The sequence below is a fragment of the Pseudenemella bisphenolivorans genome, from assembly GCF_051133435.1.
Classification (GTDB): domain Bacteria; phylum Actinomycetota; class Actinomycetes; order Propionibacteriales; family Propionibacteriaceae; genus JAAYAO01.
Genome location: NZ_JBPGNY010000003.1, coordinates 524,987 through 546,906 on the forward strand (window position 1 = coordinate 524,987; position 21,920 = coordinate 546,906).

Annotated in this window: 14 protein-coding genes and 1 CRISPR repeat array (1 of these 15 cut by a window edge); of the genes, 8 read left to right on the top strand and 6 right to left on the bottom strand. The window is 67.0% G+C overall.

The window, feature by feature from the left end; all coding sequences use genetic code 11:
- Window positions 1-6,798: a CRISPR direct-repeat array (repeat unit 28 nt; unit sequence GTGCTCCCCGCTCACGCGGGGATGATCC) (it extends 298 nt beyond the left edge of the window).
- Window positions 6,799-6,887: 89 nt separating this feature from the next.
- Genes ACR4XW_RS09985 through glpK form a run of 3 tightly spaced genes read left to right on the top strand, consistent with a single transcriptional unit; the run spans window position 6,888 to window position 9,840 of the window.
- Window positions 6,888-7,526, top strand: a complete 639-nt coding sequence (locus ACR4XW_RS09985) for a DNA-3-methyladenine glycosylase I (RefSeq protein ID WP_434760404.1) — start codon at window positions 6,888-6,890, stop codon at window positions 7,524-7,526.
- A complete protein-coding gene (ppgK, locus tag ACR4XW_RS09990; protein ID WP_434760405.1) occupies window positions 7,523-8,341 on the top strand; it encodes a polyphosphate--glucose phosphotransferase in 819 nt (272 codons plus the stop codon). The genes ACR4XW_RS09985 and ppgK overlap by 4 nt, the downstream gene beginning before the upstream one ends.
- A 2-nt stretch (window positions 8,342-8,343) precedes the next feature.
- The gene (glpK, locus tag ACR4XW_RS09995; RefSeq protein ID WP_434760406.1) at window positions 8,344-9,840 is read left to right on the top strand and encodes a glycerol kinase GlpK; all 1,497 of its coding nucleotides are present in this window, start codon (window positions 8,344-8,346) and stop codon (window positions 9,838-9,840) included.
- A 99-nt stretch (window positions 9,841-9,939) separates the two neighbouring features.
- On the opposite strand, the gene ACR4XW_RS10000 is transcribed toward glpK, so the two are convergent.
- The 6 genes from ACR4XW_RS10000 to argS all read right to left on the bottom strand — a co-directional run bounded on the left by ACR4XW_RS10000 (window position 9,940) and on the right by argS (window position 16,915).
- Complete coding sequence (locus tag ACR4XW_RS10000) at window positions 9,940-10,863, bottom strand: carbohydrate ABC transporter permease (RefSeq protein WP_434760407.1); 924 nt, start codon at window positions 10,861-10,863, stop codon at window positions 9,940-9,942.
- Between the two features lies 1 nt (window position 10,864).
- Window positions 10,865-11,815 (bottom strand): carbohydrate ABC transporter permease, encoded by a 951-nt coding sequence (locus ACR4XW_RS10005; protein ID WP_434760408.1) that lies wholly within the window; start codon window positions 11,813-11,815, stop codon window positions 10,865-10,867.
- A gap of 82 nt (window positions 11,816-11,897) precedes the next feature.
- On the bottom strand, window positions 11,898-13,268 hold the full coding sequence (locus ACR4XW_RS10010; protein WP_434760409.1) for an ABC transporter substrate-binding protein: 1,371 nt from the start codon (window positions 13,266-13,268) through the stop codon (window positions 11,898-11,900).
- A gap of 171 nt (window positions 13,269-13,439) precedes the next feature.
- Window positions 13,440-14,432, bottom strand: coding sequence for an LppM family (lipo)protein (locus ACR4XW_RS10015; protein WP_434760410.1), 993 nt, complete (start codon window positions 14,430-14,432; stop codon window positions 13,440-13,442).
- Between the two features lie 78 nt (window positions 14,433-14,510).
- Window positions 14,511-15,212 (bottom strand): LppM family (lipo)protein, encoded by a 702-nt coding sequence (locus ACR4XW_RS10020; RefSeq protein ID WP_434760411.1) that lies wholly within the window; start codon window positions 15,210-15,212, stop codon window positions 14,511-14,513.
- A gap of 65 nt (window positions 15,213-15,277) precedes the next feature.
- Window positions 15,278-16,915, bottom strand: coding sequence for an arginine--tRNA ligase (gene argS / locus ACR4XW_RS10025; RefSeq protein WP_434760412.1), 1,638 nt, complete (start codon window positions 16,913-16,915; stop codon window positions 15,278-15,280).
- Window positions 16,916-16,996: 81 nt separating this feature from the next.
- Here argS and ACR4XW_RS10030 point away from each other — a divergent pair, with 81 nt between their 5' ends.
- The 5 genes from ACR4XW_RS10030 to ACR4XW_RS10050 are packed head-to-tail and all read left to right on the top strand — an operon-like array spanning window position 16,997 to window position 21,651.
- Entirely contained in the window at window positions 16,997-17,815 is an 819-nt protein-coding gene (locus ACR4XW_RS10030; RefSeq protein WP_434760413.1) for an aldo/keto reductase, read from the top strand.
- 4 nt (window positions 17,816-17,819) lie between these two features.
- On the top strand, window positions 17,820-19,172 hold the full coding sequence (locus ACR4XW_RS10035; protein WP_434760414.1) for a hemolysin family protein: 1,353 nt from the start codon (window positions 17,820-17,822) through the stop codon (window positions 19,170-19,172).
- Complete coding sequence (locus ACR4XW_RS10040) at window positions 19,169-20,200, top strand: hemolysin family protein (protein ID WP_434760415.1); 1,032 nt, start codon at window positions 19,169-19,171, stop codon at window positions 20,198-20,200. Before ACR4XW_RS10035 ends, ACR4XW_RS10040 begins: the two co-directional genes overlap by 4 nt.
- Window positions 20,197-20,895, top strand: a complete 699-nt coding sequence (locus ACR4XW_RS10045) for a SanA/YdcF family protein (protein WP_434760416.1) — start codon at window positions 20,197-20,199, stop codon at window positions 20,893-20,895. Before ACR4XW_RS10040 ends, ACR4XW_RS10045 begins: the two co-directional genes overlap by 4 nt.
- Window positions 20,896-20,946: 51 nt before the next feature.
- Entirely contained in the window at window positions 20,947-21,651 is a 705-nt protein-coding gene (locus ACR4XW_RS10050) for a hypothetical protein (protein WP_434760417.1), read from the top strand.
- Window positions 21,652-21,920: the final 269 nt, after the last annotated feature.

Genomic DNA, 21,920 nt, shown 5'->3' on the forward strand with positions numbered 1-21,920 from the left:
CCATCGCGTGCTCCCCGCTCACGCGGGGATGATCCCGCGCCCTGCGCCCACTGTGAGGCCCGGCACGCGTGCTCCCCGCTCACGCGGGGATGATCCGTTCGCTGGAACCCTCAACGGCGACCAAGGATTGTGCTCCCCGCTCACGCGGGGATGATCCGACGGTGACCGAGCCCATCACCCCCGTGATCGGGTGCTCCCCGCTCACGCGGGGATGATCCCCCAGGTTCTCCCGCATCCGCATCATCGACTCCGTGCTCCCCGCTCACGCGGGGATGATCCTCACAATCGCCGTGGTATTTGCGCATGTCCCCAGTGCTCCCCGCTCACGCGGGGATGATCCGCGCGGCGACCCCTCCCGCGGCTTGATGCAGGTGTGCTCCCCGCTCACGCGGGGATGATCCGCGACAAGGGCAGTGGTACCGGTCCCCCCGAAGGTGCTCCCCGCTCACGCGGGGATGATCCGAGACCGAACGCCGCCTCGAGGCCTGGCGCAACGTGCTCCCCGCTCACGCGGGGATGATCCCGTTGCTCACCAAATCCAAAATCGTTGGGTAAGGTGCTCCCCGCTCACGCGGGGATGATCCTGGTGAGTGTTTCCGGCCCGGAGGCGGTGTGGAGTGCTCCCCGCTCACGCGGGGATGATCCCCCCCGGAATGGGATGGCGCACTGTTGGTGGAGGTGCTCCCCGCTCACGCGGGGATGATCCCTGATCGATCTGTTCGATCTTGTACCCGATCAGGTGCTCCCCGCTCACGCGGGGATGATCCTTTCCCCGAGGTGGAGCACTTCCGCGGTGACATGTGCTCCCCGCTCACGCGGGGATGATCCGGTTGAGGCAGCCCGCGCTGCGGGCAAGGTGCCGTGCTCCCCGCTCACGCGGGGATGATCCGCTGGGGCGGCTCAGCAGCCGGCCCGGGCGGGCGTGCTCCCCGCTCACGCGGGGATGATCCGTTATGTCGCCGGGGATCACCAGCGGTTCCCGTGTGCTCCCCGCTCACGCGGGGATGATCCCCGTACGGTGTATGCGACACACTGCGCATCCCTGTGCTCCCCGCTCACGCGGGGATGATCCCGGGTTATAGGTGGTGAGGTAATGCTCATCTTCGTGCTCCCCGCTCACGCGGGGATGATCCTGGCTACAGATCGACGCCCGGGATCGGGTGATCGTGCTCCCCGCTCACGCGGGGATGATCCCAGGTGGCTTGAGGCGCACCCGAACCCGTGGGCGTGCTCCCCGCTCACGCGGGGATGATCCCCGGTATGATCCGTCATGTCGACTCCCTTGGTGGTGCTCCCCGCTCACGCGGGGATGATCCGGAAGATCAGCCACCTCACAGCCCCACCGATCGGTGCTCCCCGCTCACGCGGGGATGATCCGAGATGGGGCACGACGAGACCCCCTTCAAGGAGGTGCTCCCCGCTCACGCGGGGATGATCCGTGCACAGCCGCCAGATCGGCGGACCCTGCACTGTGCTCCCCGCTCACGCGGGGATGATCCCCCGCCCTTGATTTTCTCCCCGGATTTTTGGAGGTGCTCCCCGCTCACGCGGGGATGATCCGCATCGTCACCGGCTCCGAGGTCACCAAGTCGGGTGCTCCCCGCTCACGCGGGGATGATCCCTGCGACAGCGGCATCGGGTCGGCCCAGCGGGGGTGCTCCCCGCTCACGCGGGGATGATCCCCGGACCCGCCCGGTTCTCACACCATGTGGGAGGTGCTCCCCGCTCACGCGGGGATGATCCCTGCGGTGGCGGCCCGTCGGCAGCACCGAGTGGGTGCTCCCCGCTCACGCGGGGATGATCCGTTGGCCATCGTGGCGTTCAGGGCGGTGCGAATGTGCTCCCCGCTCACGCGGGGATGATCCTGGCCGGAACTGGTCCCGCCGGCTGGGCTCGGTGTGCTCCCCGCTCACGCGGGGATGATCCCGAGGTGATGTCTTCGCGTGCCACACCCAGCTGGTGCTCCCCGCTCACGCGGGGATGATCCGTGGTCGGCGGTTTTGCCGACCTCATCGAAGATGTGCTCCCCGCTCACGCGGGGATGATCCCCGTAGAGAAGCGGGTTCGGCGCGGTGTTGCCCGTGCTCCCCGCTCACGCGGGGATGATCCGGAACTGAATCATGGCTGTGAACGGGCTGAAGCGTGCTCCCCGCTCACGCGGGGATGATCCCGGGTACTACCGGGCCTGGTTGACCGCCGAGCCGTGCTCCCCGCTCACGCGGGGATGATCCCTCACAAGCCACGCCCACACAGGGCCGTGGTACGTGCTCCCCGCTCACGCGGGGATGATCCCGACAACACCCCCCGAGATCCACATGATCCCGAGGTGCTCCCCGCTCACGCGGGGATGATCCGGGCATCGCCAGCACGGAGTTCGTGCCGAAGGGGTGCTCCCCGCTCACGCGGGGATGATCCCTCGTGGGCGGTAGTAGTCGTCGTCATCGCGGCGTGCTCCCCGCTCACGCGGGGATGATCCCGGGTTCGGATCGCCGGATTCGTGGCCGCCGAGGTGCTCCCCGCTCACGCGGGGATGATCCCCGTGGTGCCCGCTTTCTGGGCTGCCCCGCCCGTGCTCCCCGCTCACGCGGGGATGATCCGGTCGTCTCCGCGGTCGCCCCCACAGTCAAGGCGTGCTCCCCGCTCACGCGGGGATGATCCGCCTGGATGTGGGTGCGCGACACATTCAAGTGCTCCCCGCTCACGCGGGGATGATCCTGGCATCCAGGGCGCCCTGACGAAGGTGGGCGAGTGCTCCCCGCTCACGCGGGGATGATCCCAACCCCGGCGTGTGGTGGGACGCAGCAGAAGCGTGCTCCCCGCTCACGCGGGGATGATCCCTTCACGAACATTTCGGGCCCGGCCCCGAGCAGGTGCTCCCCGCTCACGCGGGGATGATCCGAATGCCTTTACCAACGGCATCAACTCGGTCAAGGTGCTCCCCGCTCACGCGGGGATGATCCCCTCACCGGGAACCTGTCCACCAAGACGATCACGTGCTCCCCGCTCACGCGGGGATGATCCGGTGTTGTGCTGTGCAAGGGGATGATGCGCAGGGTGCTCCCCGCTCACGCGGGGATGATCCGATATCGCCTCGGCCGCCGAAGCGGGTTTGCAAGTGCTCCCCGCTCACGCGGGGATGATCCCGTGATCGACATCCGTAAATGGACTGAATGGCAGTGCTCCCCGCTCACGCGGGGATGATCCGCTCCGCAAACGGAAGCCGCGGCTCGATGAGCTGTGCTCCCCGCTCACGCGGGGATGATCCCGACCCGGCCCGGGGGCATTGTTCAGATCGTGAGTGCTCCCCGCTCACGCGGGGATGATCCGGTCGACTCGAGCTTCGCCTCGATCTCCGGCATGTGCTCCCCGCTCACGCGGGGATGATCCCTCGCCAGGGCGTCAGGGCTGATCAGTCGCACCGTGCTCCCCGCTCACGCGGGGATGATCCCGGTGCGGAAGGTGCGCGCCGACACGGGCAGCGGTGCTCCCCGCTCACGCGGGGATGATCCCCCGCAGGCCGCACCCGCCTGGCCGGAACACACGTGCTCCCCGCTCACGCGGGGATGATCCCCGGTGCTCACCAGCCGTGAGCAGGTGACCCAGGTGCTCCCCGCTCACGCGGGGATGATCCGCCCTTGAGCTTGTCCCACGACTTCTTGAATGTGTGCTCCCCGCTCACGCGGGGATGATCCCAGACGCTTCACCAGGGCGACGACACCATCGGCGTGCTCCCCGCTCACTCGGGGATGATCCGGACAAGATCGGCTTGGCCGAGTTCCGGGATGTGTGCTCCCCGCTCACGCGGGGATGATCCTCCTGGGACGGCGTCAAGAGCATCCTGACGAAGGTGCTCCCCGCTCACGCGGGGATGATCCGAAGTCGATCAGGCCACGCTGAAACTCAGGACGGTGCTCCCCGCTCACGCGGGGATGATCCCAGCGACCGGGTACCCGTCCACTACGTCGCCCAGTGCTCCCCGCTCACGCGGGGATGATCCCTTACAGGAGCCTGTGATGCGCCCCGACTGTGAGTGCTCCCCGCTCACGCGGGGATGATCCTTCGACCAAGTAACCCATGTGATGCACCTGCCAGTGCTCCCCGCTCACGCGGGGATGATCCGCATGTAAGCCGGTCCTGTCGGTTATCCCATACGTGCTCCCCGCTCACGCGGGGATGATCCCGGGGCGATGGCGTTGGCGCGGGCTTGCTTGCCGTGCTCCCCGCTCACGCGGGGATGATCCCGCTTCGGCCTTCGGCTGCAGCCACTGCCCGAAGTGCTCCCCGCTCACGCGGGGATGATCCTCCGGGAAAGGTGCGCGTAGAGCGTCTGCCAGCGTGCTCCCCGCTCACGCGGGGATGATCCCACCGAGTACAGGTATGCCGGGAGTTTCGACGGGTGCTCCCCGCTCACGCGGGGATGATCCTGGCTACTCGTGGTGAAGGCTGAGAACCCCGAGGTGCTCCCCGCTCACGCGGGGATGATCCGGCGATGTGGGCGCACGCGAGCGAGTCGGTGCGGTGCTCCCCGCTCACGCGGGGATGATCCGTCGACCAAGATGTGAGGTGGAGGCAGGTCGCCGTGCTCCCCGCTCACGCGGGGATGATCCGGGGTGGGCGGGGGATGCGGTGTGCCCACCGAAGTGCTCCCCGCTCACGCGGGGATGATCCGAATGCGTGCCCGAACGGCAACGCGGTCAGCACGTGCTCCCCGCTCACGCGGGGATGATCCGGTCAAGAACAGGACGCGACCGCCTCGATCGTGGTGCTCCCCGCTCACGCGGGGATGATCCGGTCAAGAACAGGACGCGACCGCCTCGATCGTGGTGCTCCCCGCTCACGCGGGGATGATCCTTCCGACGAAAAATGTTATGACCGGAACAACGAGTGCTCCCCGCTCACGCGGGGATGATCCGGCCATGGCGGCCCTGATCTGGCTGTACCGCCAGTGCTCCCCGCTCACGCGGGGATGATCCCAGATCATCGAGCCGTATATCAGTGGCGTGCGGGTGCTCCCCGCTCACGCGGGGATGATCCCTAGCCGCCTAACACGTCCCGCCCCGAGGGGACGTGCTCCCCGCTCACGCGGGGATGATCCCTTCACCCCGGTGGCACAGTCCCGTGCCATTAGGTGCTCCCCGCTCACGCGGGGATGATCCGCAACCAAGGCGGTGGCGCGGTGCTGATCGATAGTGCTCCCCGCTCACGCGGGGATGATCCTGAGTCCGGACGTTGTAGCGGTGCCGTCGGCGTGTGCTCCCCGCTCACGCGGGGATGATCCCCCGTTGCTCTACGGCTTCTCGTCCGCGTCGGGGTGCTCCCCGCTCACGCGGGGATGATCCCGTGCGTGGGGCAGCCGACGGTGGGACAGTCACGTGCTCCCCGCTCACGCGGGGATGATCCGGTTATGTCGCCGGGGATCACCAGCGGTTCCCGGTGCTCCCCGCTCACGCGGGGATGATCCGGTTCGGGTGATGTCTTCGGTCGAGGCCCCGTTGTGCTCCCCGCTCACGCGGGGATGATCCCTGCAGGAGCAGCTGGACGCTCACGTGGACGCGTGCTCCCCGCTCACGCGGGGATGATCCGGTCGACTCGAGCTTCGCCTCGATCTCCGGCATGTGCTCCCCGCTCACGCGGGGATGATCCCCTCCTACCCACCGGATTCCGGATAGCACTGTGGTGCTCCCCGCTCACGCGGGGATGATCCCTTACACAACCAACCGACCAAACTGGTTTGACAGTGCTCCCCGCTCACGCGGGGATGATCCCCTGATTTTCAGGATCACCGGTCCCATCACCAAGTGCTCCCCGCTCACGCGGGGATGATCCGTCACATCGATGTTGTTTGTAGACGGGGTGTCTGTGCTCCCCGCTCACGCGGGGATGATCCTCTCAGGCATGGGGTCATGAGCCAGCACGCGTGCTCCCCGCTCACGCGGGGATGATCCGTCAACGGATGATAACTCCAAGTTTTCCGGTCTGTGCTCCCCGCTCACGCGGGGATGATCCTCATTGCGCTGGCGTACCTGCTGATATACGGGCGTGCTCCCCGCTCACGCGGGGATGATCCGTTCATGGGCCAGTCCCTACAGCCCGCGCTACAGTGCTCCCCGCTCACGCGGGGATGATCCCCTATCCAGGCCCACAACATGATCCCGACGGCTGTGCTCCCCGCTCACGCGGGGATGATCCTGCTTGCATTTGTCGGCCAACGACAAGCTCGGGGTGCTCCCCGCTCACGCGGGGATGATCCGGCGGCGCGCACCCTGACCGACCTGCCCGTGGCGTGCTCCCCGCTCACGCGGGGATGATCCCGGCGTGGCCGGCAGTTGGCGGACGGTGCGCGTGTGCTCCCCGCTCACGCGGGGATGATCCTGCCCGGTTACCAGGTCGCCTCACGGGCGCCACGTGCTCCCCGCTCACGCGGGGATGATCCGGGCTCCCATGTGCTCAAGGAAGGAACGATCAGGTGCTCCCCGCTCACGCGGGGATGAACCGGTGATCCTCGGCGACAGTGAGCCCGACCCGATGTGCTCCCCGCTCACGCGGGGATGATCCACGCGGCTGGCAGACCCTCCTGCAGGGCCTCGCCGTGCTCCCCGCTCACGCGGGGATGATCCCACGACGGGGCCAATGGCTCGGGTTCATCGTGGTGCTCCCCGCTCACGCGGGGATGATTCGTCGCCTCGACCAGGACAGGGCCGGCCAAGGGTGTGCTCCCCGCTCACGCGGGAAGATCCCCATATAGCGATGGAACGGGACTTCAGGGAGTAGTGCTCCCCGCTCACGCGGGGATGATCCCTCGCTCACCGCGTCGAAGCGCCAGGTCGTGCGGTGCTCCCCGCGCACGCGGGGCCACGGAGGCGTCATGATTGGTTCCGGGAGGCCGGATGACACAGAACCCCGACTTGGTGATCGGTACCGATGGACTCGCGCGTCCGAAATGGGCGGCCGACGACCCGCTCCTGCGCGAGTACTACGACACCGAATGGGGCATGCCCGTGCGCGACGAGCGGGGCATGTTCGAACGCCTCTGCCTGGAGGCCTTCCAATCCGGTCTGTCGTGGCGGACGATCCTGGCGAAGCGTCCGGCCTTTCGGGAGGCCTTCGCCGGCTTCGATCCCGACCAGGTCGCGGGCTTCGGCGACGCTGATGTCGAGCGCCTGATGGCCGATCCCGCGATCGTGCGCAACCGGGCCAAGATCCTGGCCACCATCAACAATGCCCGCGCGACGATCAACCTGCGCAGCGACACCCCACCGACAAACCTGGCCGAGTTCATCTGGTCGTTCCGGTCCGAGCACACCCCCGAGCCCATCACCCAGTCGGACGTCCCGACCTCATCGACAGATTCCACCGCCCTGGCGACAGCCCTCAAACAACGTGGGTTCCGGTTCGTCGGGCCGACCACGATGTTCGCGCTGATGGAGGCGGCCGGCATCGTCGACACGCACCTGGTCGGCTCCCACCGGCGGGGCTGCTCGGGGGTCTGGGGCCCTCGACCCGCCCGCGATAAGCTCGGGCAATGACCAACGCACCAGTTCTGGGTATCGACATCGGCGGGTCGGGCATCAAGGGTGCCCCGGTGGATCTGGCCACCGGCGAAACGACCACCGAACGGTTCAAGATCGCCACCCCCGAGAAGTCCACCCCCAAGAGCGTGATCAAGGTTTGTGAGCAGATCGTCGACCATTTCGCCGATCAAATCGGGGACGGGCCGATCGGCATCACGGTGCCCGCGGTGGTGACCCACGGGGTCACCCGCTCGGCGGCCAACATCGACAAGGGCTGGATCGACTTCGATGCCGAGCGCGAGTTCTCCAAGAAGCTCGGACGCCCGGTCTTCCTGGTCAACGACGCGGACGCGGCCGGCGTGGCCGAGGTCAAATACGGTGCGGCCAAGGATCATCCGGGCCTGGTCATTCTGACCACCCTCGGCACCGGCATCGGCATCGCGATCGTGCACCGCGGTGTGCTGATTCCGAACGCCGAACTGGGCCACCTGGAGATGAACGGCAAGGACGCCGAGAAGCAGGCCTCGGCCGGCGTCAAGGAGAAGAAGGGCATGTCCTTCTCCGAATGGCTCAAGCCGCTGAACCAGTACTACTCGATGCTGGAGAACCTGCTGTGGCCCGACCTGATCGTGGTGGGCGGCGGTATCAGCCGCAAACACGAACAGTTCCTGCCCAAGCTGAAGATCCGCACCAAGATCATCCCGGCCCAGTTGCGCAACAACGCCGGCATCGTTGGCGCTGCCTGGCTGGCCGCCGACCACCTGGCGAATCCCGACCCGATGCCGGTCGACGGTGAGACGGTTTCGGTCGACCCGCAACTGAAGTCCTGACCATGGCCGGCCATCTGATCGCGGTCGACCAGGGCACCACCTCTACCCGAGCGATCGTCTACGACTCCTCCGGCACCCCGGTGGCCAGCGATCAGATCGAGCTGACCCAGCGCTTCCCGCGTCCCGGTTGGGTCGAACACGACCCGCTGGAGATCTGGGCGCACACCCGGGAGGTGATCGGGGCGGCGATGGGCAAGGCCGGCATCAACACCTCGGCGGTCGCCGGGGTGGGCATCACCAACCAGCGCGAAACCACCGTGGTGTGGGACAAAGCGACCGGTGAACCGATCCACCCCGCGATCGTCTGGCAGGACACCCGCACCTCCGCCCTGTGTGCCGAGTTGGCGGGCGAACACGGCCAAGACCGGTTCCGCGACAAAACCGGTCTGCCGATCGCGACCTACTTCTCGGGCCCGAAGCTGCGCTGGATCCTCGACGAGGTCCCCGACGCCCGGGCCCGCGCCGAAGCCGGCGAACTGCTCTTCGGGACGATCGACACCTGGCTGGCCTGGAACCTTACCGGCGGCACCAACGGCGGCCGGCATCTCACCGACGTCACCAACGCCTCCCGCACGATGCTGATGGACGTGCGCAGCCAACAGTGGGACGACGAACTGCTGGACGCGCTTGCCATCCCCCGGGCGATGCTGCCCGAGATCTGCTCGTCCTCCCAGGTGGTGGCCGAGTGCACCGCCACCGGCATGCTGCACGGGGTGCCGCTGGCCGGCATGCTCGGCGACCAGCACGCCGCCACCTTCGGGCAAACCTGCTTCGCCCCCGGCGAGGCGAAGAACACCTACGGCACCGGCAACTTCATGGTGCTCAACACCGGCGAATTCGTGCCCAGCGAGCACGGCCTGATCAGCACCATCTGTTACCGCATCGGCGAGCAGCCGGCGGTCTTCGGGCTCGAGGGATCGATCGCGGTCACCGGCTCGCTGGTGCAATGGCTCCGCGACAACCTGGGCCTGATTCGCACCTCGTCCGAGGTCGAAGAACTCGCCGCGAGCGTGGACGACAACGGCGGCGCCTACCTGGTGCCCGCCTTCTCCGGCCTGTTCGCCCCGCACTGGCGTCCCGACGCCCGCGGGGTGTTGGTCGGGCTGACCCGCTATGTCAACAAGGGCCACATCGCCCGCGCCGCCCTGGAGGCCAGTGCCTACCAGACCCGCGAAGTGTTGGACGCGATGTATGCCGACTCCGGGGTGGAACTGACCGAGCTGCGGGTCGACGGCGGCATGGTGGTCAACGACCTGCTGATGCAGTTCCAGGCCGACCTGGTCGACCGTCCGGTGGTGCGGCCGAAGATCATCGAAACCACCGCCCTGGGCGCGGCCTATGCCGCCGGCCTGGCGGTCGGCACCTGGGCATCGACCGACGAGTTGCGCGAGCTGTGGGCCGAGGACACCCGCTGGACCCCGCAGATGGACGACGAGCGCCGCGACGACCTGTACGCCCACTGGCGCGAGGCCGTCCGGCGCAGCCTCGATTGGGCCTGACCCCACAAGCAAGAGCCGGGCGGGACGGACCCCATTGGTCCGCCGCACCCGGCCCTCGACTGTTGCTGCCTCCCGCAGTACCTACGTCACAGCACGTCCCTACTTCACCGCGCCGGCGGTCAGACCGCGGACGAAGTAGCGCTGCATCAACAGGAACACCACGACCGGCACGATGATCGAGATGAAGGCACCTGCCGACAGCAGATACCACTGACCACCGCGCGAGCCGGTGAGCTGGGAGATGAACACCGTCAACGGTGCCACATCTGCCGAGCCACCCAGGAACACCATCGACACCAGCAGGTCGTTCCAGGTCCACAGGAACTGGAAGATGCCGTAGGCAGCGATCGCCGGGGTCGCCAACGGCAGCACGATCCGCAGGAAGATCTGCACCGGACCGGCACCGTCGATGGTGGCGGCCTCGACCAGTGCCGGCGGCAGGTCACGGATCGAGTTGAACATCATGAACACCGCCAGCGGCAACCCGAAGATGGTGTGCGAGATCCACACCGTCCAGTAGGTGCCGTCGATGTTCAACTGGCCGTAGAGCTGCATCAGCGGCACCAGGGCCACCTGCAGGGGCACGATCTGCAGGGCGAACACCACGATGAACAGCCAGTCCCGCCCGGGGAACTTCAGCCACGAGAAGCCGTAGGCGGCCAGGGCGGCGAAGGTCAACGGGAACAGGGTGCTGGGAATCGTGATCACGAAGGAGTTCACGAAGTAGTCCAGCATCGACGCGCCACCGCTGCTGGACATCGCCGAGACATAGTTGTCGATCGTGAAATCGGGGTTGCCGAAGGCCGTCCACCAGCCGGTACGCCGGATGTCCAGCGGCTGCCGGAAGGACGTGATCAACAGCCCCAGGGTCGGCACCGTCCACAGCGTGGCGATGATGATCGCCACCACCGTCATCAACGGCGAACTGGTCTGCCGGGTCGGGGACGACCGACGCTTCTTGCGCTTGCCCTTCGGCGTCAGCTCACCGGCCTCGGGGTCGGGGGTGGCAATGACTGCACTCATCTCAGCTCGCCTCCCTCAACTGCCGGACGTTGTACACGATGATCGGCGCGACCAGCACGAACAGCAGCACCGCGAGCGCCGAGCCGAGGCCCGGCTGGTTCTGGGTGAAGCTGGCCGAGTAGAAGTCGTTGGCGACCACCGAGGTGTCCCAGTTGCCGCCGGTCATCGTGCGGACGATGTCGAAGACCTTCAATGCCGCGATAGCGATCGTGGTGATCACCATGATCAGCGACGCCCGAATGCTCGGCAGGGTGATCTGCCAGAACAACGACCAGCCGGACGCCCCGTCGATGCGGGCCGCCTCGATGATCTCGTCCGGGATTGCCTTGATCGCCGCCGACAGCACCGTCATGGCGAAGCCGGCCTGGATCCAGATCATCACCACGATCAGGAAGAAGTTGTTCCACGGCGAATCAACCAGGAACTGGCGGGTCTCCCCGCCGAACATCTTGATCACCTGGTTGAGCAGACCGACTTGGTCGGCCTGGGTGGGCTTGTATTCGTAGACGAACTTCCAGATCACCGAGGCGCCCACCATCGAGATCGCCATCGGCAGGAAGATCAGGGTCTTGGCGAAGGCCTCGATCGGGGTGCGGTCGACGATGATCGCGTAGAGCAGGCCGATCGCGATGGCCAGCAGCGGCACCAACAACACCCAGATCGCGGTGTTCAGGATCGAACTGCGCAACGCCTCACGGGTGAAGATCGTGACGTAGTTCGACATCGAGAAGCTTCCGGCGCCGTCCGCGCCGCGGAAGGACTTCACGATGGTCAGCACCGTGGGATAGATCAACCCGATCGCCACCAGAAGCACCGTTGGGCCGACGAAGAACAGCGCCCGCACCCGGTCGCCGTGGCGTCCGCGGGCCAGGCTGGCCAACAGCAGCAGCACGACCGCCACCGCCACGAGCACGCCGATGGCCAAGAACATCTGGCCGAACTTGTCCAGCATGATTCACCACCTTGTGAGTACCGACCCGGCGGGGTCGCAGATCACCTCGGCAACCCACGACCCCGCTCGGGACGATGCCGGGTCAGCTCTTGGGCCAGGTGTCCTCGACGGTCTTGGTGACATCGGCGGCGGACTTGCCACCCACCCAGTCGACCATCGCCTTCCAGAAGCTACCGGCGCCCACGGCGCTGGGCATCAGGTCGGATCCGTCGAAGCGGAACACGGCCTTGTCGTCCTGCAGCATCTCCACCGAGAGCTTGTCGACCTCGTTGGCCAGCAGTTCGGTGTCCAGACCGGAGTTGGCGCTCACCGCACCACCGTTGGGGCTGACCTGGGCGCGCTCGTTGGCCCAGGTGTCGGAGGCCAGGAAGGTCTGGAAGGCCTGCACCTCGGGACGGTCGGCGAAGGCCAGCGCGAAGTCACCGGCACCCACGACCGGCTTGGCCTCGTCGGGGTTGACCGCGGGCAGGTAGAAGGCCCACACATCGCCCTCGGGGCCGACCTCGACTCCGTCGCCCCACATGCCGGCGTAGAAGGATGCCTGGCGGTGCAGGTAGCAGGCGCCGTCCAGGATCTGCAGACCGGCGTCGGGGAAGGCAGTGGTGGCGATGGTCTTGGAGTCACCCAGGCCACCGTTGACGTAGTCGTCGTTGGTCAGGATCTTGCCGGCGGCGTCGAATGCCTCGACGACCTTCGGATCGTTGAACGGAATCTCGTGCGAGACCCACTGGTCGTACACATCGCCACCGGCGGTGCGCAGCAGGACGTCCTCGATCCAGTCGGTGCCGACCCAGCCGGTTGCGGCGCCGTCACCGAAGCCGACGCACCAGGGCTTGGTCAGGCCGTCGTCGTTGTCCTTGGCGATCTTGTCGGTGAGCGACATCAGGTCGTCCCACGTCTCGGGTACCTCGTAGCCCTTGTCCGCGAAGTCCTTGGGCGAGTACCACACCAGCGACTTCACCGACGCGCCCAACGGGGCGGCGTACAGCTTGCCGTCGACCGAACCGTAGTTCTTCCAGTCCTCGGAGAAGAACTTGTCGACGTTGGCGGCGGTGTCGGCCGGAGCTTCGACGGCCTTGCCGCTGTTGACCAGGGTCTGCACCATGCCCGGCTGCGGGACGAAGGCGATGTCGGGGGCATTGCCACCCTGTACGCGCACCGAGATCTGCTCGGAGAACGCCTTGTCGCCCTCGTACTTGATGGTGGCGCCGGTGCACTTCTCGAAGTTCTTGAAGGATTCGACGTAGGGATCGGCCTCGGGGGAGACGATCGCGGTGTAGACCGAGACCTCCTTGCCCTTCAGGTCGCCGTACGACTCGTAGGCCGAGCAGTCGCCGTCGGTACCGCCGCCGTCGGTGCCGGTGCCGGGGTCATCTCCGCTCGAACAGGCGGCCATGCCCAAGGTCAGGGCGGCCACACCGGCAATCGCAATTGGTCTGGTGAATCTTCTCATCGGTGAGCTCTCCTCGGACGTTGCGTTACTCGTGGGTCAGATACCCACATCGGTGACGCTACCGCCGTCCGGGCCGAGCCTGCGTAACCCGTCGATAACGTTTCCGTGATCTGGCCGCAGCCGCGGCTTTCCGGGGTTTCCGGGCCGGCCCTGGGGCTCGTCGATGGGGCTTCAGTTCGGGGGTGCCCAGCGGTCCGGGTTGGACGGACGACCGGGGTCGCCGGGAGGTCCACCCCACTGCCCCGGGGCCTGTCCTTGTTGCATGGGCGAGCCCCACTGAGGCCCCTGAGGTTGGGGGCCCCATCCCGGATACGGAGCACCCGGATGCGGACCACCCGGGAGACGCTGCCCTCCTTGGGCCTGCCAAGTTCCGGACGGGCCGGACCGGTGCTGCCCCGGGGCCGGACCGCCGGCACCCGTCCCGGGGCCGTCCGAGGGGCCATCGGACGGGGGCCCGCGCCGCTTGCGCCGGATCGTCAGCTCGATCAACAGCCACGACACCGCCAGCACCACCGCACTCACCACGATGGCGATCACCCAACTCGGCACGCCGAAGGCCGGCCCACCGGACTTCGCGTCCTTCGGATTGATCTCACCCGGAAGCACCAGCTTGTCGACGTCGTCGCGACCTTGGGCCACCAGGCCCTGCTTCGAGAGGAGGTCGGCGGGGTCGGTCCAGGTGACGGTTCTGCCGTCCAGGGTGGAACTGCCGTTGTGGCTGAGGACGTCACCGGGAAAGGTCACCGAGAAGCGGAAGTCGGCGGAGTTGTCCGGGGGCGCTTCGCCCCCTGCAGCACCTTCCGGGGAGACCTTGATCGTCCATACGCCGTTGGATTTGTCGATCTTGACGTCCAGCTTGTTCAGGGCGTCGGTGCCGCCACGGCCGGTGATTCGGCAGCCCGTGAAACCTTCGGGGCCCGGCTGCTTGATCGGTTCGAGCTTGTCATCGGGGCCGGAGGTTCTCATTCCCGCACAGGGGTCTTCCGGCGGTTTGTCGCCGGAGGCCTCGAAGTCCTTGTTGCGCACCGCCATGATGACCGTGTACTCGATCTCGTCGCTGCCCCCGCCGAGGATCTCGACGTCGGCATGAAAGCGCATACAGCCCGACAGCAACAGGATCAAGGGCAACCCCAAGACCACCACCAGCGCGCGCAACCGGGACATGACCGCAAGCTAGCAGTCGGCCCGGCCAACCGGGTCAGCTTCGGCCCGGTGCCTGTGGTCGGGCTTACCTGCCCGAGATCAGTACTGCGGCGGGTACCCCTGATGTGGGGGCTGCGCCGGTTGCGGTGGAGTCTGCTTCCTTCGAGCGAGCACGACCGCGAGCACGACGCCGGCCACCACCAGAACGCCGACACCGCCGATGATCCACGGCAACACAGCGTCCACATCGATGGCCGGGTTCTCGGCGGTGGCCTGCAACCCGTCCGGCTTCATCAGATCGACCGGATCGGTCCACGTCACGGTGCGACCGTCCACGTTTGCCGTGCCGTTGTGCGTGAGTACCTTGCCCGGAAAGGTCACCTGCACCCGGAAATCGCTGATCAACTGCGCGGCTTCCTCCGGCGAGCCGGTGGCGTCCTCGTTCTGGTTGGTCATTCGGAAATGCCAGACCCCGTCGGTCAGTTCGATCTGCAGTTCGTCATCGCCGATCTCGTTAACCGCTGCGGTGGCCTCGACCCGGCACCCGGCATACCCGTCGGCATCGGCCGCATACTGCTCGATCTTGGCGCCCGGGATGTCGGAGAACGGAGTCTCTTGGCACACGTCTGCGGCGTTGGTGTCCGCGTCCCTCATGGCTTCTTCCTTCAGCCCGAAGTCGAAGACCACGTTCACTTCGTCCGGGCTGACGATCTCGAACTCGGCCACATAGCGGATACAGCCGGACAACAGCAGCACCAGCGGCAGCGTCAACAGGGCAAACAGGGCTCGTGATCGCCTCATGCAGGCAGGCTACCGGCAATCGGACGAACCCAGCCCGCCACGGTCACCGCGACGGGCGCTCCCGGCTACATCCGTTCCAGGGCCTCGATCCCCAACAACTGCAGGCCCCGAGCCAGCACGGTTCGGGTGGCCCGGCACAGCGCCAACCGCGAATCACGCACCGCCCCGTCGGACTTCAGCACCGGGCATTCCTGGTAGAAGCTCGAGTACGCCACTGCCAGCTCGAACAGGTAGTGGCACAGCTTGTGCGGTTGCAGGGTGTCGGCCACCTCGGCGACCGCCTCGCCGAACTTCGACAGTTGCAGGGCCAGGGTGTGTTCCTCCGGCTGGGTGAGCACGGTGACCTCGGTGTCGGTGCTCAGCCCGCGCGCCTCGGCCTCGCGCATCACCGAGCAGGTGCGGGCGTGGGCGTACTGCAGGTACGGGCCGGTGTCACCGGTCGTGCGCGACATCCGTTCGGCGTCGAAGACGTAGTCCTTGTTCAGGCCGTTGGACAGATCGGCGTACTTGATCGCCGCCAACGCCACGGCCGGGGCGGCCTGCTCCTCGGCCTCGTCCAGCAGGCTCATCAAGGTGACGGTCTTGCCGGCCCGGGTCTTGAACGGCTTGCCGTCGGTGCCCAGCACCGAACCGAAACCGATATGCACCGCATCGACGTCCTCGGGCAGGTAATCGGCCTTGCGGGCGGCGGCGAACACCTGTTTGAAGTGGGTGGCTTGGGGCGCACCCACCACATAGATGATCCGATCGGCGCCCAGGTCGCGCACCCGATGCCGGATCGCAGCCAGGTCGGTGGTGCCGTAGCCGTAACCACCATCGCGTTTGCGAACGATCAGCGGGGCCTCGATGCCCTCGACGAAGATGCACAAGGCACCGTCGTCGACCACCGCGACACCCCGATCCTCCAGGTCGGCGACCACCTCGGGAAGCGCGTCGTTGTACGTCGATTCCCCCGCCAGATCGTCGTCGGTGAGCAACACCCCGAGCCGGTCGTAGGCCTCGTTGAAGCCGGCCTTCGACACCTCGATCAACTGCTGCCAGATGCCGATGGTCTGCGGGTCCCCTCCTTGGAGCGCCACCACGCGCTTGCGGGCCCGCTCGGCGAACTCCGGGTCGGAGTCGAAGTGGGCGCGGCTGCGCTGGTACAACTCACTGGCCGATTCGAGATCGAGCCGGGAGGCGTCCAGGTTCTCGAACAGGATCTGCTCGACCAGCATCCCGAACTGGGTGCCCCAGTCACCGATGTGGTTCTGTGCGATCACGGTGTTGCCGACCCCGGTCTGCACCCGACGCAGGCAATCGCCGATCACCGTGGAGCGCAGGTGTCCGACGTGCATCTGCTTGGCCACGTTCGGCGCCGAATAGTCGATCACCACCGTCTGCGGCTCGTCGACCTGCACCACCCCGGCGTGCGGATCGGCCAGCACTTCGTTGACCGCACCGGCCAACACCTCGGGACGCAGCCGCAGGTTCAAAAACCCCGGGCCGGCGATTTCGATCGGTTCGCACAGGTCGTCCAGGTCGAGTTTCTCGGCCAGTTCGGCGGCGATCTCGCGCGGGGGGCGTCCCTCGGCCTTGGCCAGCCGCATCGCGACATTGCACTGGTAGTGACCGAACTGGGGTTTGGTGGCCGGACGCAGTTCCGGGTCGACCCCGGCAACCTCGAAGATCCGCTCGCTCAACCGCGCTTGCAAAGACGACATGGACGGCATTCTTCCACGCATACCAAGGGAAGCTTGACCATGTCTTGGGTGATTGGCCACACGACGCTCTAGGGTTGATCCATGACGATCAGCCCTTCGTTCACCCTGCCGGATGGTCGCCTCATTCCCCAGCTCGGGCTCGGCCTGTGGCGGGTGAGCCCCGACGAGACCACCCGTCTGGTGCACGCCGCCCTCGAACTCGGCTACCGGCACTTCGACACCGCTTCCTTCTACGAGAACGAGGCCGACCTGGGACGGGCGCTGCGCGAATCCGGCCTGGCTCGTGAGGAGTATTACGTCACCAGCAAGCTGTGGAACGACCGGCACGGCGACGCCCCGGCCGCGCTCGGCGAAAGCCTGGAGCGCCTCGGTCTGGACCACCTCGACCTGTATCTGATCCATTGGCCCTGCCCGAACACCGACCGCTACGCCGAAACCTGGCAGCAGCTCCGCGACCTGCGCGACGAAGGACTGGTCACCTCGACCGGGGTGTCGAACTTCCAGGCCGAACACCTGCGCCGGCTGGTGGCCGAAACCGGTGAGGCACCGGTGGTGAACCAGATCGAACTGCACCCGACCTTCACCCAGGCCCCACTCGTCCGGCTGCACGACGAACTGGGCATCGCCACCCAGGCCTGGCGTCCGCTCGGCCGTGGCGCCGACCTGGAGGCGCCCACGATCCGCGAGATCGCCGAGCGGGTGGGCCGCACCCCGGCCCAGGTGACGATTCGCTGGCATCTGCAACGCGACCGGATCGTCTTCCCCAAGACCGTGCACACCGAACGTCTGGCCGAGAACTTCGCGGTTTTCGACTTCGAGTTGAGCGAGGACGACCTGGCCGCGATCGACGCCCTGAACACCGACGACCGTCAGGCCAGCCACCCCGACGAGATGCATTGAGTCGATGACCGAGTGGTTACTCATCGGCTGCGTCGTTCTGCTGATCGCCGCCAACGCGCTCTTCGTCGCAGCCGAGTTCTCCTTCATCACCGTTGATCGCCCCACGGTGCGCAAGGCCGCCGAATCCGGTGACCGCCGCGCCGACGGCCTGCAGCAAGCGCTGCGCACCATGTCGACCCAACTCTCCGGGGCCCAACTCGGCATCACGGTGTCGTCGCTGGTGGTCGGCTTCATCGCCGAACCGTCCATCTCGAAAGTGCTGCGCGGGCCGCTCGGCTGGGCGGGCCTGAACGAAACGGCGGCCCTGGCCACCTCGCTGACGATGGCCTTCCTGATCGCCACCATCGCCCAGATGGTGTTCGGCGAGTTGGTGCCGAAGAACTGGGCGATCAGCGAACCATTGCGGGTGGGCCGAATGGTCGCCGGCCCGCAACGGGTCTTCACCTTCATCAGCAAGCCGTTGTTGTTCGTCCTGCAGGGGTCGGCCAACGGACTGCTGCGCCTGTTCGGCATCGAACCGCAGGAGGAACTCGTCGGCGCCCGTTCGGCGGCCGAACTGGCCGCGATGGCGTCCCGGTCGGCCTCGGAGGGCACCCTGGAACAGTCCCTCGCCAGGCGGGTGATGCGCTCGGCGACCCTGGGCGAACAGTTCGCCACCGACGCGATGACCCCGCGTCCCAAGATGCAGTACCTCACCGCCGAGGCGACCGCCCTGGACGTCCTGGCACTCAGCGAAAGCACCGGCCACGCCCGTTTTCCGGTGTTCGGTGAAACCCCCGACGAGGTGCTCGGGGCAGTGCACTTCAAGGACGCCCTGGCCGTCCCCCACGATGCCCGCGCCACCACCCCGGTCACCGAAATCGCCCGCGAAGTGGTGCAGGTGCCCAGCGCGATGGCGCTCGACGACGCCCTGGAACAACTGCGCGGTGGCCTGCAGATGGCGATCGTGGTCGACGAGTACGGCGGCACCGACGGGCTGCTCGCGCTGGAGGACATCGTCGAGGAACTCGTCGGTGAGATCGACGACGAACACGACAAACCATCCCTGGTCGAACGTGATCTCGGCGACGGACGCTGGTCGCTGTCGGGCCTGATGCGTCCCGACGAGATCGAGCATCTCGAACTGCCCGAGGGTGAGGCCAGCGAAACCCTCGGCGGCCTGATCACCGAAGAACTCGGACGCTTCCCGCGGATCGGTGACCACGTCGACATCGAGGCCCGCGACCTGAACAACCGCGACGACGACGGCCTGCCCACCCCGGTGCGGGTGCGGCTGTCGGTGACCCGGTTGGAAGGCAAACGGGTCGAACGTCTGGTGCTGCGGATTCTGCCCGACGAGGACGGTGACGGCTCGTGAGCACCTTCTGGGCCCTGCCGGTCACCGTGGTTCTGCTGTTCTGCAATGCCTTCTTCGTCGGCGCGGAGTTCGCGCTGATCGCGGCCCGGCGCACCCAGATCGAACCCAAGGCGATGGAGGGGAACTGGGCGGCGAAGATCACCCTGCGGGCGATGGAGCGGGTGTCGATCATGATGGCCGGCGCCCAGTTGGGCATCACCGTGTGCTCGCTGTTGCTGGGTGCGGTGGGTGAACCCGCCGTCGCGCACCTGTTGGAGCCGGTCTTCGATCTGCTCGGAGTGGAAGGTCCGGCCGTCCACCTGGTGTCGTTCATCGTCGCGATGGTGATCGTGGTGTCGCTGCACATGGTGCTGGGCGAGATGGTGCCGAAGAACCTCGCGATCGCCGGGCCGGAGCGAGCTGCGCTGCTGTTCGGGCCGCCCCTGTACGCGATCGTGTTCGTGCTGCGGCCGCTGCTGTGGTTGATGAACGCACTGGCGAGCCTGGTGTTGCGGATCATCAAGGTCACCCAGGCCGATGAGGTCGCGTCCACCTACACCGCCGACCAGATTCAGGCCTACGTCCACGAGTCGGGCGAGTTGGGCACCCTCGAGGAGCACGAACACGACCTGATGGTCGGTGCGGTGACGATCGGCACCCGCACCGCGCGCGATGTGCTGGTGCCGTTGTCGGAGTTGATCGTGCTGCGCCGTTCGGACTCCCCCGCCGATGCCGAACGCGCCTGCGTCGAGACGGGTTTCTCCCGTTTCCCGGTCTCCGACGAGGACGGTCACCTGGCCGGTTACGTGCACCTCAAGGACCTGCTGGGCGCGCTGTTGCGGGACGGCAGCAATCCTTTCTCGGACGAGCAGATCCGTGCCCTGGTGGATATCGACGCCGATGAACCATTGGACGACGTGTTGAGCCGGATGCAGCAACAGGGCTCGCACATCGCCGTGGTGCGCGACGAGGGTCGGGTGCTGGGTGCGGCAATGCTGGAGGATGTGGTGGAGACCATGGTGGGTGACGTGACCGAGCAGGGCCGATGACCGGGGCCGGGGGCGATTCGGGTCGTCGACTGATGCGCCGCGGCCTGGCGATCGGACTCGCCCTGGCATTCGGCGGGACGGCGCTGCTGGCCGGGTTGAGCCTGTGGACCCAGCGGTCTTCGGAGGGACGGATCTTCGACGCCTCCTCGGCGCCGGCTCGTAAGGTCGCTCTGGTGCTGGGTGCGGAGATCTACCGCAACGGGTCGCCCTCGCCGTTTCTGAAGGGCCGACTCGACCGGGCCCTCGAGCTTTACCGCGACGGCAAGGCCGATGTGCTGCTGGTGTCGGGGGACGCCGGTGACGGTGCTTACAACGAACCGCGCGGGATGCGCGCCTATCTGATCAGCCACGGGGTGCCGCCGGAGCATGTGGTGGAGGACGTCGCCGGGTTCGACACCTACGACTCGTGTGTGCGCGCCGACCGGATCTTCGGGGTGCGGGAGTTGACCATCGTGTCGCAGTCGTACCACCTGCCGCGTGCCATCGCGACCTGCCGCGCGGTCGGGGTGGACGCGATCGGGGTGGGCGACGATTCGGTGCGGGAGCGGCACCGGCGCACCTGGGATTACGGCGTCCGCCGCGAGGTGCTCGCCAACCTCAAGGCCGGCTGGGACATCCTCAGCCGACGCGACCCCGTCCTGGGCCCACCCGAAACCGGCGTTCAGGAGGGTCTGGCCACCCCTCGTGGAAACTGACCCCCGGGTCACGTTAGTGTCGAATTTGCAGAGGAAAGGAGAAAACTCTTCATGAGCAACTACCTGTCCGACGTAAAGACGAACACCGCTCGGCGACCCGGAAGGGCCGCCCTTGGTTTGGCCACCGCTGCGGTCTTGGCCTTGAGCGCCTGCTCCTCCGACACGGCCGCGCCGGAGCCGGCCGAGTCCGCACCCGAGGAAACCGCCTCGGCCCCGGATACGTCCGCGGAGCCGACCAACGAGGCCTCCGAGGCTCCCTCGGATGAAGGCTCGGGAGCACCGTCCGACGAAGGTTCGGAAGAAGCCCCCGAGGGCGGCGACACCGCGGCTCCCGACGATCCCGAGCCCAAGTCGGTGACTCTCAAGGAAGGCGAGTCGGCCGAACTCAACTACTTCACCGTGACCCTGCACTCGGCCGAGTCGGAGGAGAACGGTCTGTGGGAGGCCTGGGATGTCGAGGTCTGCTACACCAAGGAACACCCCAAGCAGAACGCGGACGGCACCACCCGGGTCAGCCCCGATCCGTGGTCTGCCGAGGTTCGCGACGGCGAGGGCCCCGAGGAAACCAAGTGGATTCCGGTCGGTGACTGGGACCAGGTCAGCGAACGACAGCCGACCTTCTCCGAGAAGCAACTCAAGGTCGGAGAGTGCTCACGTGGCTGGCTGAGCGCCAAGCACGAGAACCCCGATCTGCTCTTCAGCGGCCTGAAGTACGCCCCGGAGGACTTCAAGGACGAAGCCATCTGGAAGTTCTGACCGCCAACCAGTGATTACCCGCCCGGGTCGATGCAACGGAGCATCGGCCCGGGCAGTCGTTTGCTTGCCGCCCAATTCCACGCCTCGGGGCCCGCATACAGCTTGGCCCCGGCCCTCTCCCCCACCTCCGCTGCTGCAACCAGCCCGATCTCGCCCCGGCATCCACCCATTGCCCAGTCAGATGCTGAGTGCAGGAGGTGTTTGGCTATGAGGAAACGGGCGGGTAGGCCACGGCATCGGGTGGTCGAGTTGGCGGTGTTGGCCGAGTT